This window comes from Salinibacter ruber DSM 13855, from assembly GCF_000013045.1.
Lineage (GTDB): Bacteria > Bacteroidota > Rhodothermia > Rhodothermales > Salinibacteraceae > Salinibacter > Salinibacter ruber.
This window is the reverse complement of record NC_007677.1, coordinates 2,611,975-2,624,619: the sequence shown is the minus strand read 5'-3', so window position 1 is coordinate 2,624,619 and position 12,645 is coordinate 2,611,975. Positions and strand designations below refer to the sequence as shown.

The 12,645-nt window shown below is 67.2% G+C and carries 13 protein-coding genes and 1 other RNA gene; 6 read left to right on the top strand and 8 right to left on the bottom strand.

Annotated features, from left to right (window positions below; genetic code table 11):
• Positions 1 to 92 precede the first annotated feature (92 nt).
• On the bottom strand, positions 93 to 1,775 hold the full coding sequence (gene groL, locus SRU_RS11195; protein ID WP_011404850.1) for a chaperonin GroEL: 1,683 nt from the start codon (positions 1,773 to 1,775) through the stop codon (positions 93 to 95).
• A gap of 95 nt (positions 1,776 to 1,870) precedes the next feature.
• Complete coding sequence (gene groES / locus SRU_RS11190) at positions 1,871 to 2,161, bottom strand: co-chaperone GroES (protein ID WP_011404849.1); 291 nt, start codon at positions 2,159 to 2,161, stop codon at positions 1,871 to 1,873.
• A gap of 288 nt (positions 2,162 to 2,449) precedes the next feature.
• Between groES and SRU_RS11185 the strand changes: the two genes are divergently transcribed.
• Positions 2,450 to 2,929 (top strand): DUF2085 domain-containing protein, encoded by a 480-nt coding sequence (locus tag SRU_RS11185; RefSeq protein WP_013062445.1) that lies wholly within the window; start codon positions 2,450 to 2,452, stop codon positions 2,927 to 2,929.
• A gap of 119 nt (positions 2,930 to 3,048) precedes the next feature.
• Complete coding sequence (locus SRU_RS11180; protein WP_043552502.1) at positions 3,049 to 3,540, top strand: hypothetical protein; 492 nt, start codon at positions 3,049 to 3,051, stop codon at positions 3,538 to 3,540.
• A gap of 44 nt (positions 3,541 to 3,584) precedes the next feature.
• Here SRU_RS11180 and mutY read toward each other — a convergent pair whose 3' ends face one another.
• Both mutY and SRU_RS11170 read right to left on the bottom strand, forming a co-directional pair.
• Entirely contained in the window at positions 3,585 to 4,649 is a 1,065-nt protein-coding gene (gene mutY, locus SRU_RS11175; RefSeq protein ID WP_011404847.1) for an A/G-specific adenine glycosylase, read from the bottom strand.
• 177 nt (positions 4,650 to 4,826) lie between these two features.
• Positions 4,827 to 5,231 carry a hypothetical protein gene (locus SRU_RS11170; RefSeq protein WP_011404846.1) on the bottom strand — a complete coding sequence of 135 codons (405 nt, stop codon included), beginning with the start codon at positions 5,229 to 5,231 and terminating at the stop codon, positions 4,827 to 4,829.
• Here SRU_RS11170 and SRU_RS11165 point away from each other — a divergent pair.
• Both SRU_RS11165 and SRU_RS11160 read left to right on the top strand, forming a co-directional pair.
• Entirely contained in the window at positions 5,230 to 7,041 is a 1,812-nt protein-coding gene (locus tag SRU_RS11165) for a BamA/OMP85 family outer membrane protein (RefSeq protein WP_011404845.1), read from the top strand. The genes SRU_RS11170 and SRU_RS11165 overlap by 2 nt on opposite strands.
• Positions 7,042 to 7,128: 87 nt before the next feature.
• Positions 7,129 to 7,848 carry an RsmE family RNA methyltransferase gene (locus tag SRU_RS11160; protein WP_011404844.1) on the top strand — a complete coding sequence of 240 codons (720 nt, stop codon included), beginning with the start codon at positions 7,129 to 7,131 and terminating at the stop codon, positions 7,846 to 7,848.
• 54 nt (positions 7,849 to 7,902) lie between these two features.
• Here the strand turns inward: SRU_RS11160 and SRU_RS11155 are convergent, their stop codons facing one another.
• A complete protein-coding gene (locus SRU_RS11155) occupies positions 7,903 to 8,358 on the bottom strand; it encodes a hypothetical protein (RefSeq protein ID WP_013062443.1) in 456 nt (151 codons plus the stop codon).
• A gap of 311 nt (positions 8,359 to 8,669) precedes the next feature.
• Here SRU_RS11155 and SRU_RS11150 point away from each other — a divergent pair, with 311 nt between their 5' ends.
• Positions 8,670 to 9,227, top strand: a complete 558-nt coding sequence (locus SRU_RS11150) for an NUDIX domain-containing protein (RefSeq protein ID WP_231847124.1) — start codon at positions 8,670 to 8,672, stop codon at positions 9,225 to 9,227.
• 70 nt (positions 9,228 to 9,297) lie between these two features.
• Positions 9,298 to 9,681, top strand: coding sequence for a preprotein translocase subunit SecG (gene secG / locus SRU_RS11145; protein ID WP_011404842.1), 384 nt, complete (start codon positions 9,298 to 9,300; stop codon positions 9,679 to 9,681).
• Positions 9,682 to 9,823: 142 nt separating this feature from the next.
• On the opposite strand, the gene rnpB is transcribed toward secG, so the two are convergent.
• The 3 genes from rnpB to SRU_RS11130 form a co-directional block, all read right to left on the bottom strand.
• An RNA gene (gene rnpB / locus SRU_RS11140) (RNase P RNA component class A) lies at positions 9,824 to 10,252 on the bottom strand.
• A 99-nt stretch (positions 10,253 to 10,351) separates the two neighbouring features.
• Complete coding sequence (locus SRU_RS11135) at positions 10,352 to 11,128, bottom strand: zinc ribbon domain-containing protein (RefSeq protein WP_011404841.1); 777 nt, start codon at positions 11,126 to 11,128, stop codon at positions 10,352 to 10,354.
• 347 nt (positions 11,129 to 11,475) lie between these two features.
• Complete coding sequence (locus SRU_RS11130) at positions 11,476 to 12,633, bottom strand: Nif3-like dinuclear metal center hexameric protein (RefSeq protein WP_231847123.1); 1,158 nt, start codon at positions 12,631 to 12,633, stop codon at positions 11,476 to 11,478.
• Positions 12,634 to 12,645 lie beyond the last annotated feature (12 nt).

Sequence of the window (12,645 nt, the reverse complement as noted above, 5' to 3'; positions counted from 1 at the left end):
AAAGGCTACTCCCTCCCGAGCGGGAAGGAGCAGCCTTTTGGTGTTCGGTTGCAGGGGCGCGCGCCGGATGGGCGCGAGCGTGCAGAGGGGCGTTACATCATGCCGCCCATGCCACCCATGCCGCCCATGCCGCCCATGCCGCCGGCACCGCCAGCAGGCATGCCGCCGCCACCGCCGCCACCGCCGTCGTCGTCGTCCTCATCTTCGAGGTCGGCGATTACAGCTTCGGTGGTCAGCAGCATGCCGCCCACGGACGCGGCGTTCTCCAGCGCAGAGCGCGTGACCTTCGTCGGGTCGAGCACGCCCTGATCGAGAAGATCTCCGTACTCCTCGGTGCGGGCGTTGAAGCCGAAGTCGCCCTCGCCGTCCTTCACCTTCTGGACGACGATCGAGCCTTCATGGCCGGTGTTCTCGGCGATCTGGCGCAGCGGGGCCTCCAGGGCCTCCCGCACGATCGAGACGCCGATCTCCTGGTCCTCGTTCTCGACCTCGACCTCTTCGATGGACTCAAGGGCGCGGAGGTAGGCCACGCCGCCGCCCGGAAGCACGCCTTCGTCGACAGCCGCGCGGGTCGCGCTGAGCGCATCCTCCACCAGCGCCTTCTGGGCCTTCATCTCCGGCTCGGTCGCGGCGCCCACGTTCAGCACCGCCACGCCGCCGGCAAGCTTCGCGAGACGCTCCTGCAGCTTCTCCTGGTCGTAGTCGGAGGTGGAGTTGGCGATCTGCTGCCGGATCTGGTTGACCCGGGCCTCGATCTCCTCCTCCGAGCCTTCGCCGCCAACAATCGTCGTGTTGTCCTGGTCGATGGTGACGCGGTCGGCCTGCCCGAGGTAGTCGAGCGTGGCGTTCTCGAGGCGGTAGCCCTTCTCCTCGCTGATGACCGTGCCGCCGGTGAGGACGGCGATGTCCTCGAGCATCGACTGGCGACGGTCGCCGAATCCAGGCGCCTTCACGGCGGAGACCTTCAGCGTGCCGCGCATCTTGTTCACCACGAGCGTGGCGAGGGCCTCCCCCTCCACGTCCTCGGCGATGATCAGCAGCGGGTTGCTGGTCTGGCTGACCTTCTCGAGGATCGGCAGCAGGTCCTGCATGTTGCCGACCTCGTCGTCGTAGATGAGAATGTAGGCATCCTCGAGCACCGCCTCCATCTCCTCGGAGTCGGTCACGAAGTAGGGGGAGAGGTAGCCGCGGTCGAACTGCATGCCCTCGACCACGTCGAGGTACGTCTCGATGCCGCGGGCCTCCTCGACGGTGATCACACCGTCCTGCCCGACGCGCTCAAACGCGTCGGCGATGAGATCGCCAATCGCGTCGTCGTTGTTGGCCGAGATCGTGGCGACCTGCGAGATGCGGTCCTTGCCCTCGACCGGGTCGCTCTGGTTGCGAAGGTGCGTCACGACCTCCTCGGCCGCCGCGGTGATGCCGCGCTTCACGTCCATCGGGTTGGCGCCGGACGTGACGCTCTTCATGCCAGCGTTGATGACGGACTGGGCCAGCACGGTCGCCGTCGTCGTGCCGTCGCCGGCGTCGTCGTTGGTCTTCGACGCGGCCTCCTTCAGCACCTGGGCGCCGATGTTGGGAAGGCGCTCCTCCAATTCAATTTCTTTTGCGACTGTGACGCCGTCCTTCGTGATCGTCGGGGCGCCAAAGGATTTCTCAAGCACGACGTTCCGCCCCTTCGGGCCGAGCGTGACCTTGACGGCCTTCGCCATCTGGTCCACGCCCTCCTGGAGGGCGCTTCGTGCATCAGAGTCAAATTTGATCTGCTTCGCCATGGTTGCGTATAAAGGGTTTCGTTCGGGGAATTCGTTCGGGAGTGGGAGTCGGTCGTGCAGCCGCGGCGCCGGGCGCCGCGGGGACGGCCGGGTCGTTATCCTTCAACGACGCCGAAGATGTCGCTCTCGCGCATGATGAGGTACTCATCACCGTCGAGCGTCACTTCGGTGCCGGCGTACTTGCCGTAGAGGACATCATCGCCCTCTTCCACCGTCATCTCGATCCGAGTGCCGTCTTCGACGCGGCCCGGACCGGTCGCGACGACCGTTCCCTCCTGGGGCTTCTCCTTCGCCGAATCCGGGATGTAGAGACCGCTTTCGGTCTTCTCTTCGGCCGGTTTCGGCTGGACGACGACGCGGTCGCCGAGAGGTTTGATGCTCGTCATGATCTGTTCGGAATGCCTTGTGAGGGATGTGTGGATGAGGCTCCGGAGACTGTTATCACTCACCAGTGGCGAGTGATAGCAACTCCACGCTAGTCAACACCGGGTCCCCTTCTGTGTTCCTGATTGCGGTGAGGCTCAGGGTGAAGATCCCTTAGCGACACTGGGGTGGCCCTTCGCGTCGTGTCGCGCTGGCGTTCCGAACAACGAGGCGGCCTTGATGTGTGAGTTGAGGCAAAGTTGGGCCCGATCCTGGCCTGGCTAGAAGCGATGCCGACCTCTCCAAAATGCATGGCAAACGCACGCAGCACAAGACTCGTCTGGTACGGCCTCCTGGCGGCCACGAGCGGGGTGCTCATTCTAGCGATGCTGCCTCCCATCCTGCCGGCTCCGCTCCAGGCTGTGGTGCGGGAGGGCTTCGCGCCGGTGTGTCATCAGCTGCCGGGGCGCTCGCCCCACTTCGGGGGCGTCCCGGTGGCGCTTTGTGACCGGTGCAGCGGCATTTATGTTGGGCTCGTCGTGGGGGTGCTGGGGACGGGTTGGGGGACGAACCTGTGGGTTGTGCTTGGGGCGTACGGTCGGTACGTGCTCTTGGGGGCGCTCGTCCCGCTCGGGCTCGATTGGGGCGGGCCCCTGTTGCAGCTCTGGGGCAACGGGCCTACGAGCCGCATCCTGACCGGGCTCCTCTTTGGAAGTGTGGCGGCCAGTTACGTCACGGCCCGACTGCTCCACCGGAAGGCACGGGCCTCCGGCACGGGTGGTCCGGAATAGGAGCGCCCTCCTTTCAGTTGGCGGTGCTCATGCTTAATTTCGTGCGACCTTTCTCCGGGGCACGCCGCGTCTTCGCAGGACCCCACTCGTTCAACCGCACAACACGTCTCTCGTACCCCATGACCCCCAGACAGCAATCGATCTTGGTCGGTGCCGTCGTCACCGGCCTTCTCAGCACGTCCTACCTCGGGCTCATTAACACGATCTGTTGCCTCGGCGTCATCGTAGGCGGGATCGTCACCACGCAGCAGTACGCGGCCCGGAGCCCGGGGGCCATTGCGTCGGGGGACGGGGCGGTGCTCGGGGCGTCGGCCGGAGCGGCCGGGGCCGTCTTCTCCGCCCTGTTCGACGTGATGCTGCGCCCGCTCGGGCTCGACTCCCAGGCGATCCAACAGAACGTGCAGGAGCAGCTCATGCAGAACATGGGCGGCCAGGGGATGTCCCCGGAAATGATGCAGCAGATGCAGGGGGACGCGCCCGGCCTTCTGTCCGCGACCGGGATTGCGCTCCTGCTGCTGAACGTCGTCGTGTTCGCGATCTTCGGCGCAATTGGGGGCGCCCTCGGGACGACGCTCTTCGGGGAGGACGAGGCGGGGGCATCGGGAATGTGACAGGCCGTGGAGGCCGAGGGGATCGACGAGTAGGCCCGTCCCGCTCAATCGAAGAGCGAGGGCTCGGTCTGCCGCCGCACCAGTTCCTCTATCAACCGCCGGTTGGCCCGGGGAAAGGCATAGTCGTCCAGTTCGTCGACCGTGACCCACCGGAACGGCTGGTCCTCGCGGGCCTCGGGCGGGCCGTCCGCGAGGCGGCCGCGGAAGGCGTGGAGGGTAATTTTGAAGTGGGAGTAGGCGTGGGAGAGGGTGTAGAAGGGCTCCACGTCCGTCATCCCGACGCCGAGTTCCTCCCGGACCTCCCGCCGACACGCCGCCTCCATCGACTCGTCGCCCTCCTGCTTCCCGCCCGGAAATTCCCAGAGCCCGCCGAGCAGCCCCTCGTCGGGGCGGCGCTGAATGAGGAGCCGGTCGTTGTCGTCGAACACGAGGCCCACGGCGATGTCCTCGTGGGGCACCGGCTCGGACTCGGGGGTGATGGGGTAGTCCTCCTCCGTTCCGGCGTCGTGGGCGCGGCATACCGCGTTGAGTGGGCAGCGGTCGCAGTGGGGCGTGCGGGGGGTGCAGACCAGTGCGCCGAGCTCCATCATCGCCTGGTTGAAGTCGCCGGGGCGATCGGGGTCGAGGAGTTCGTTGGCGAGGTCGCGGAGGTGGCCCTCGGCGGCGCTCGTGGTGGCGTCCTCGTCCACCGCGAACACGCGACTCAGCACGCGCGTCACGTTGCCGTCGAGAACGGCGTGGGGCTTCCGGTACGCGATCGAGAGCACCGCGGCGGCGGTGTATGGGCCCACGCCCTTCAGGTCCTTAATGGCATCCATCGTACTGGGGACGGTGCCGTCGTGCTCGTCGACGACATGCTGGGCGGCCGTGTGGAGGTGGCGGGCCCGGGCGTAGAACCCGAGGCCCTCCCAGTGTTTCAGGACGGTGTCTCGATCGGCGTCTGCGAGGGCCTCGACCGTGGGAAACGCCTCCAGGAAGCGGTGATAGTAGTCCCGTACGGTGTCGACCCGCGTTTGCTGGAGCATGATCTCCGAGACCCAGATGCGGTACGGATCGTCCGTCTCGCGCCAGGGCATCGACCGCTTGTGCGTGTCGTACCAATCGAGCAAGTCGGTGCGGAACGCCTGACGCTGCCGGTCGGTGGGGGAAAGCTCAGGAATGGGAAGGGCGTTGAGGGTTGAGGGGTGAGCGTTAAGGGTTGAGGGTTTTGGGTTGGGTGGGCTTCAGCGAGGCGTCTCTCCGTCCGAACCACGACGATGCGAAACGCGTCGCGCCCCCGGTTCCGGTCAAGAGTGAAGGTCGATGCGGAGGACGAGCGTGTCCGCGGGCATGTCGGGGGCGTGGGGGCGGAGGAGGGCCTCGTGCGTGCCCGGCTCGGTGCCCTCGGGAATCCAGGCGAAGGAGCGTCCGGCGACCCCGCTCAGTGCCGGGCCCCGCAGGAGCGAATAGCGGTCGATGGAATTCCCGTCCAGCTCCGCCGGGAGTGTGAGGAGGAGCGGGGTGCCCGGTTCGGCGGACGCCCGCAGCGTATCGGGCGGGGATTCGAACGCCGCTGCAACCCGTGGTTCATTGGTGGGTTCGAACGATCCGACGGATGTAACGTCTGCGTTTCCCCCAAGGCTCATGAGTCCGAGGGCGAGGAGGGGCACAGCAGCGCGCTGGACGAGCGTCATCACGCGGAGCAGCATCATGAGTGGTCACCGACGACATGTCGTATACCCGACGGTCGGGGCGGTGTTGCTCGTGCTCGTGGGGCTGTTCTGTAGCGGGGGGCTTCGCCGCGCAGCGGCCCAGACCGCCGCCCCCGCGCCGGAGACCGAAGCGGCGCAGTGGCACCTCGTCCTCGATGGAACCCGTGCCGCGTGGCCCGACACGGTCGCAACGGCCCCCATTGACAGCCTGCAGGCCGTGGGGCGGCGTGTGCTCCGTCACCTGCGCCGGGACGGCTACTACCACGCGACGCTCGATTCGGCGTCCGTCGATACGAGCAGCGCCGGGCCCGACGTTCGATTCTATGCCCGCCGCGGGCCGCAGGTGCGGGTGGGGACGCTTCGTCTCAGAGGGGACAGCGCCGTGCCGGCGACCGAACTGCGCGCGCTCATGGAGACCGAGGAGGGCGCGCCGCTCCGGCCCAACCGGTTGGAGGCGGACATCCACCGGCTGCTCGATCGATACGAGGAGGCCGGTCACCCGCTCGCGCAGATACGCGTGGCGGAGACGATGGCCCCCGCGGCCGAGAGGGCCGCCCTCCGGGTTACGCTCCAGATCGACGAGGGGCCCGCGCTGTGGCTCCGGCGTGTTGAGGCCCCGGACGACGCCCGTGCCACCCCGGAGCTCCTGGCGTACCTGGCGGGACTGGAGGAGAACAAATCCCTGCGCGGCTACGACCCGGACGCCATCCAGCGTCGCCTCCAAGCGCACGACCTCTTTGAGACGGTCGGGCCTCCCCAGCTGCGGGTTGCGGACGACGGCGGGGCTGTTCTTCAGATTCCAATCGAGGAGGCCCCGCCGGGGGCGTTCGACGCCGTGCTCGGCTACCTGCCCGCGTCTCAGACCCGTGATTCGGGACAGCTCGTGGGCAGCGGGCACCTGGTGCTACAGCATCTGTTTGGCGGGGGGCGACGGGCCGAATTTGCCCTCGACCGGCGGCCCGGACGAACGAGCATTGTCGACGTCTCCGTCGCGGATCCGTACCTGTTTGGGCGTCCGGTCCGGCTGGCCGGCCGGTTTCGGGGCGAGCAGCGGGACTCGACGTACGGGGAGCGGGTCTACGAACTTGAGGGCGGGTACCGGCTGGGCAACGGACTGGAACTGACGGCCACCCTCAGCCGCGAAGCGGTGCGGCCCGGCCCGGCGGGCACGCCGGTGCGCGGCGCTCGCCAGCACATTCCTCGGGCCACGACCCTGTTCTATGGCGTGGGCGTGCGCTACCGGCAGCTCGACCGCTCTCGGAATCCGCGGCGTGGCGTCTCGCTCAACGTCCAACTCTCGCAGGGCCGCAAGGAGCGCCGGCTCCGCCGCGTTGCGGCCTCCGGCGACACGACGCGGGTCTCCGACTCGTTCCGCCAAGAGCGCCTCCGGGGGCGCGTGCGAACGTACCTCCCGCTCTTCGACCGGCAGGTCTTTGTTGCGGGGGGCGACGGCTCCGTACTTCTCAGCCGGGACTACGACCGGAGCGACCTGTTCCGGCTCGGCGGGGCGGCCTCGCTTCGAGGCTACAACGAGGACCGGTTCGCGGGGAATGTCGTGGCGCGCGGGCTCATGGAGTATCGCCTGCAGCTGGATCGGGCCTCGTACGCGCACGCCTTCTTCGACCTCGGATACGTCGAGCGCCCGGCACTGGGGGCCACGACGGCCACGCAGGGCTGGCACCCCGGCTACGGCCTGGGGATGCGGCTGCGGACGGCCCTCGGGCGCATCTCGGCCAGCTATGCCCTCAACCCACAGGTGCAGAGTCCGGCCAACGGACGCGTGCACCTGGGACTCTCCGTCGGGCTCTGAGCGTCGCCAGTCTGAGCAACGGACCGTTTCCTGGCGTGCCGCATTCGTTGGGGCAGTACAGAGCCATCCCCACAGCCGTCGCGCGCAATGACCACGAACTTTTACGCCCCGCCCTCCGCCATTCGGGCCGGCCGCGTTGTGCTTCCGGAAGAGGAAGCGCGGCACCTGCGAACCGTGCTGCGGGGGGAGGCGGGCGACGACATGACCGTGGTCGACGGGGACGGCGGCTGGTACCGCGCACGGATCGATCACGTGGGGCCGGACCAAGTGGTGGGGACGATCACGGACGAACGGGACAACGTGGGCGAGCCCGACATGGACGTGACGGTGGCCCTGGGCATCCTGAAAAAGCGGTCGCGCTTCGAAACGTTCGTGGAGAAGGCGGTGGAGCTGGGCGCGCGGCGCGTCGTGCCACTGCGGACACGGCGGACGGAACGGGACGCCATTCGGGAGGAGCGGCTCCGGAACGTCATGGTGGCTGCGATGAAGCAGTGTCGCCGCAGCCGCCTTCCGGCCCTTGCGGCCCCGCAGTCGATCGAGCCTCTCCTTGCCGGGGACGTGGGGGAGACGCGGCTCGTGTGTCACGCGGGAGAAGAGTCTGTGCCGATTCAACAGGCGGCGGCCGACACACGACAGCGTGCGTCGGCCCTCGTGCTCGTGGGGCCGGAAGGGGGATTCGCACCACCAGAGGTCGAGGCGGCCGTTGAGGCCGAGGCCACGCCGGTGTCGCTCGGCGCACGCCGGCTCCGGGCCGAGACGGCAGGCATTGCGGCGCTACATGCCGTCATCACGGCCCAGGGGAATTGAGTCGGCCTGTCGGTGGGGATTCTAGACGGGGCTCGGACGGATGTCCCTTCACCCCTATTCGACGCGGAATGGATCCGTGAAGACCGACCGGGGGGCACTGTCCAGCTCGACACGTGCTTCAAATCGGTACACGCCTTCCTCGGCGGTGCTGTCGATGCGAACTTGGGTGGCCGCCGTCCCGCCTGACTTCAATACGGCTAGGTACTGGGCGCAGGCTTCAAAACGTCGGACGTTGGCGTCGACCCAGCCATCGCTTGTCTTCCGTTCCGCCCGCGAACAGGCGAGGTTGTACCCGACAGGAGAGGACCGGTTGTTTGTAAGCCGGAGGGCAGTGGAGTCGCCCGGGGCCAATCTGGGATGCTCAAGTCCGTATTCGAGGCCCCGTGGCGGACTGCTCAGAAGCCCGCCCGACGCGTCGCATCCCCCGAAGAAGAGCAGGCCCGAGACGAACGTGGCAGCGAGCGCGAGGTCCGAAAGCACGCGGGAGCGCAGTAAACGGGAGACAGGCATAAAGAACGCAGCTCATTGAATGGAGAGACGAGAAATGGCCGCGGCGGACGCCTGACGAAAACCCTCAATGCGTTCCCCGTGCCTTCTACACGCAGGAAAACGGCAAGGACCCAGTCCGATCGGGCCACTTACCATTGAAGACCGGTCCCGCACTCCTGAAGACCACGTTGTATGAAAACCACGACGGGGAGGAGCATGGCGTCCGTCGCCTCGTACCTGGTCCCAACTGAGCCGCTGCCATGGGCACCGGGACGTCGTCCAACGCGGCGATGCGCCCGCCCCGTACCGTGCCTTCTTCTGCCGCACGTCCGATGAGTGATCTCACCGAAGCTCAACTCTCTTCCGAGCAACTCGTCGATGGGGCCCTGCTAAAGGCGTTTCGCGACGAGGTGCGCCTGCCCAACGGCCAGACGTCGGTCCGCGAGTGGATCGATCACCCGGGTGCGTCGGCCATCGTCCCGGTGTTCGAGGATGGACGGACGCTGCTGGTGCGCCAGTTTCGCTATCCGCCTCGGCGTGCCTTCTTGGAGGTGCCGGCCGGCAAGATTGACGAGCCGGGGGAGGCCCCCGCGGACGTGGCGGCGCGAGAACTGGAGGAGGAGACGGGGTGGCAGGCCGGGCGGTTCGAGCACGTGGGGACGGCCTACCCGTGCATCGGCTACAGCAACGAGCAGATCCACGTGTTCACCGCGCACGACCTGGACCGTGGGACGCAGGCCCTCGCGGACGGGGAGTTTGTGGAGGTCGTCGAGGTGGACTTCGAGACGGCACTTGCGCGGGCCCGCCACGGAGACCTCCGGGACATGAAGACGGTTACTGCGCTCGTCTACGCCGCGGCGCACCTGAACGAATCATCCGCGGCCCCGTAGCGTACGCCGTCGTTGAGGTACACAAGCATTTCCGCCATCAACTTCTTTCTGACAAAGCGGACGGGTCAACATGTTTTCATTCATGGTCGTCCTCATCGCCCTCATTGCGGCCGTTCTCATCCTGGTGATCCTCATGCAGAGCGGCCAGGGGCAGGGCCTCTCGGGCATCGCCTCCGGCGGGGCCACCCGCCAGGTGCTCGGCACCCGACAGGCCCCCGACATGCTCGAGAAGGCGACATGGACCCTCGCGGCGGTCTTTATTTCCCTGTGCGTCATCACCAACTTCTTTATCGACACCGGCGAGCAGGAGAGTGTCATCCAGCAGCGAGCCCAGGACACCCCGTCTCAGCAGGGACAGACGCCCCCGAGCCAGGGAGGCGGCGCCGCACCGCTTCCTGGTCAGGGCGGCGGTCCGGGCGGCGGAAGCGGCCAGAGTGGGGGCGGTGGGAACTAGCCCTCGGGCATTCGGCGGCGGCCGGTAGAGCCGGACAACGTGGACGGCGAGGTGCCTTTTGGGCATCTCGCCATTTCTCTTCGGGACGGGGACACACAAAAAAGCGGCAGCCCCGACTCGGGACTGCCGCTCGTGTTCGGGCGGATCGTGCAAATCTATAAGCCGAATTTGGTCTGCTCGCCCCGGCGCCGCGCCGGACGACGAGGAGGTCATCATCTATCTGGGACGACCGTCGCCGGTCGCCTCAAGCGGCCTACCTGCACCGATGAGGCGGGCAGCCTTCTGCCCCGGTGGTCACCGGGGCCGGTGCCGCTTGGCCTTGCACCCCGTAGGGTTTGCCGGGCCGCTCCGGTCGTCCAGAACGCCGGTGCGCTCTTACCGCACCCTTGCACCCCTTACCCCGACGGCCGCCGGGGCGGGACTGCTCTCTGTTGCACGGGCCGTCGCGCCAGTGGCGACTGGCACGCCTTCCCGTTAGGAAGTACGGGGCCCTGTGGTGTTCGGACTTTCCTCACCGCCGTCCCGACCACATATGGACGGGATGCGACGGAGCGATGACCCGATTCGCACGTCCCTCGTATGTACCGTGCCGGCCGGAAGAAGGTCCTGCGTACCCCCACAACGCGGCCCATGCAAAAAAGCGCAGCGGCCCCGGCGGGCGGCTGCGCTTCTAGAGGTCGAGCGTTTCCTTCATCTCGTCGACCGTCTCGTTGTAGAGGTCCTGGTCGACGATGATGCGTCCGGTGTGCTCGCAGGCGACGACGGTCTTTCGCTTCCGGATCTCGACCTGTCGCTGCGGCGGGACCGCAAAGCCGGCGGCGGCGCCTCGCTTGAGCGGCACGACGGCCCGGCCGTCGCGGAGGCGATCGCGGAGTTTCGAGTAGGCCTTGAGGTAGCGGCTGTCCACCTTCTCGGACGCCTCGTCTCGGAGCTCCTCGAGGGTTTTCTCCTCGTCCTCCGTATCGTCGACCACCTCTTCGAGCTCGTCCTGCTTCTCGTCGAGCACCGTCTCGAGTTCGTCGAGGCGTTCCTGCGTCTCCTCGATGGCCCCCTCGTTCGACTCGATGGTCTCCTCGGCCTCCTCGATGGTCTCTTCGGCCTCGGCGATGCGCTCCTCCTGGCTTTCAATCTCCTTCGTGAGCGCGTCGAACTCGCGGTTGTTGCGGACTTCGAGCTGCTGCTCCTCGTACTTGTCAATGAGGCCCTCGGCCTCCTTGATGTCGAGTTCGGCCTGCCGCTTGGCCACCTTCTGCTCCTGAACCTCCTCCTCGTAGTTGTCGAGGCGCGTTTCGAGGCCCGCCTTCTCGTCCTCCAAGTCGCGAATCTCGGCGGGGAGGTCGCCGCGGAGCTTCTGGATTTGGTCAATCCGGTTGTCAATATGTTGGAGCCGGACCAGGGCACGGAGCTGATCTTCCACATCCGTCTTTTTCTTTCGAGCAGTCGGCATAGACTAGCTGTTTTTAATCATTTGAGCGCGGATGAACACCATCCAACATGTACATTCACACTGGGCGGAGGTTCGTACCTCCATATGGGACTTCTTCCATTTCGTGCAAAAACACCAGGGGAGGTTGCCAAACGGCTACGAAACGGGCGGCGGGAAGGGGTACTGGCGTTCCCGAGCATTTCGTGTTGCGTATCTCGTATTGCGTATTTCGTATTGCAGGGAGCTCGGTAGCCTCGGTGGGGGCACAACAATCACGCAATACGCATCACGCACTACGCATCACGCACTACGGCCATTTCTGTGACGGTTTCTGTGACGGCACGTGCCGCCAACGCTGGCGGTGATGCTCAAGAAGACACGGTTCCTGCATCCCCTGCGGACACAAACGTGCGCATGGGACTGGTGGTGGTGTCGGTCCGGTGCCAGTCGACCTGCGGAAACGTCTCCCGCAGCCGGTCGCGGAGCAGGGCCTCGGTGAGGGCCTCGGTCTCGTAGTGGCCGGGGTCGACGAGGGCCATCTGGGGCGTGCCGTCGTGGCCGAGCGTCTCGAAGAACTCGTGGTACTTGACGTCCGCGGTAACGTAGGCGTCGGCCCCGGCGCCCCGGGCCGTGCCAATGAAGTCGCTCCCGGCGCCGCCGCAGACGGCCACGCGCTCGACGGTCGCGTCGGGGTCGCCCGCGTATCGCAGGCTTCCGGCGTCGAGGCGCGTCGCCACGCGGTCGAGAAATGCCGACAGCGGCATCGGGGCCTCCAGGTGCCCCAGGGCGCCAAGCCCGGCCCGCGAGTTCTTTTGCTTGACCGGGTAGAGGTCGTGGGCCACCTCCTCGTACGGGTGGGCCTCCTGCAAGGCGGCCATCACGGAGCTCAAGTTCCAGCGGGCGACCTCCACCTCCAGCTTGCGCTCGTGTGCGGACTCCACGTCGCCCCCGGCCGTGCCGATGTGCGGATCGGCGCCGGCCCCGGGCTTGAAGAAGCCGGTGCCCTCCGACGCGAACGCGCAGGCCTCGTAGTCGCCGATCCGGCCGGCGCCCGCGTCGGCGAGGGCCCGCCGCACCTCGTCGAACGCGTCCTCCGGCACGAAGACGGCCAGCTTGTAGAGCGTGTCCGCGAAGCCGTCGAGAAAGCCGACGTCGGTGAGGCCCAGGCGCTCGGCCAGTGCAAACGAGACGCCCTCCGGCGCCGCGTCGAGATTGGTGTGAATGCTGTAGAGTCCAATGCCGGCCTCCGCGAACTGGAGGGCCAGGTTGGACACGTACCCGTCGGCCGTCACGCCGTCGAGCGGCCGGAAGAGGAGGGGATGGTGGGTCACGACGAGCTCGGCGTCGTGTGCCTTCGCCTCCGCCAGCACCGCCGGCGTGGCGTCGAGGGCCAGCACGGCGGACGTGACGGATCGAGACGCATCGCCCACCTGCAGGCCGACATTGTCGTAGTCCTGCGCCGACCCGGGCGGGGCCCACGCTTCGAGGGCGGTCGTGATGTCATCGATGGCGGGTGCGTCGGGCATGGGCGAGGGAAA

Excerpts from the sequence above, each read along its gene's own strand:
- SRU_RS11160 (WP_011404844.1), top strand. The coding sequence starts at position 7,129 with ATGACCACGAACTTTTACGCCCCGCCCTCCGCCATTCGGGCCGGCCGC.
- SRU_RS11155 (WP_013062443.1), bottom strand. The coding sequence starts at position 8,358 with ATGCCTGTCTCCCGTTTACTGCGCTCCCGCGTGCTTTCGGACCTCGCG.
- SRU_RS11180 (WP_043552502.1), top strand. The coding sequence starts at position 3,049 with ATGACCCCCAGACAGCAATCGATCTTGGTCGGTGCCGTCGTCACCGGC.
- groL (WP_011404850.1), bottom strand. The coding sequence starts at position 1,775 with ATGGCGAAGCAGATCAAATTTGACTCTGATGCACGAAGCGCCCTCCAG.
- SRU_RS11135 (WP_011404841.1), bottom strand. The coding sequence starts at position 11,128 with ATGCCGACTGCTCGAAAGAAAAAGACGGATGTGGAAGATCAGCTCCGT.
- secG (WP_011404842.1), top strand. The coding sequence starts at position 9,298 with ATGTTTTCATTCATGGTCGTCCTCATCGCCCTCATTGCGGCCGTTCTC.
- SRU_RS11170 (WP_011404846.1), bottom strand. The coding sequence starts at position 5,231 with ATGATGCTGCTCCGCGTGATGACGCTCGTCCAGCGCGCTGCTGTGCCC.
- groES (WP_011404849.1), bottom strand. The coding sequence starts at position 2,161 with ATGACGAGCATCAAACCTCTCGGCGACCGCGTCGTCGTCCAGCCGAAA.
- SRU_RS11150 (WP_231847124.1), top strand. The coding sequence starts at position 8,670 with ATGAGTGATCTCACCGAAGCTCAACTCTCTTCCGAGCAACTCGTCGAT.
- SRU_RS11130 (WP_231847123.1), bottom strand. The coding sequence starts at position 12,633 with ATGCCCGACGCACCCGCCATCGATGACATCACGACCGCCCTCGAAGCG.
- SRU_RS11185 (WP_013062445.1), top strand. The coding sequence starts at position 2,450 with ATGGCAAACGCACGCAGCACAAGACTCGTCTGGTACGGCCTCCTGGCG.
- SRU_RS11165 (WP_011404845.1), top strand. The coding sequence starts at position 5,230 with ATGAGTGGTCACCGACGACATGTCGTATACCCGACGGTCGGGGCGGTG.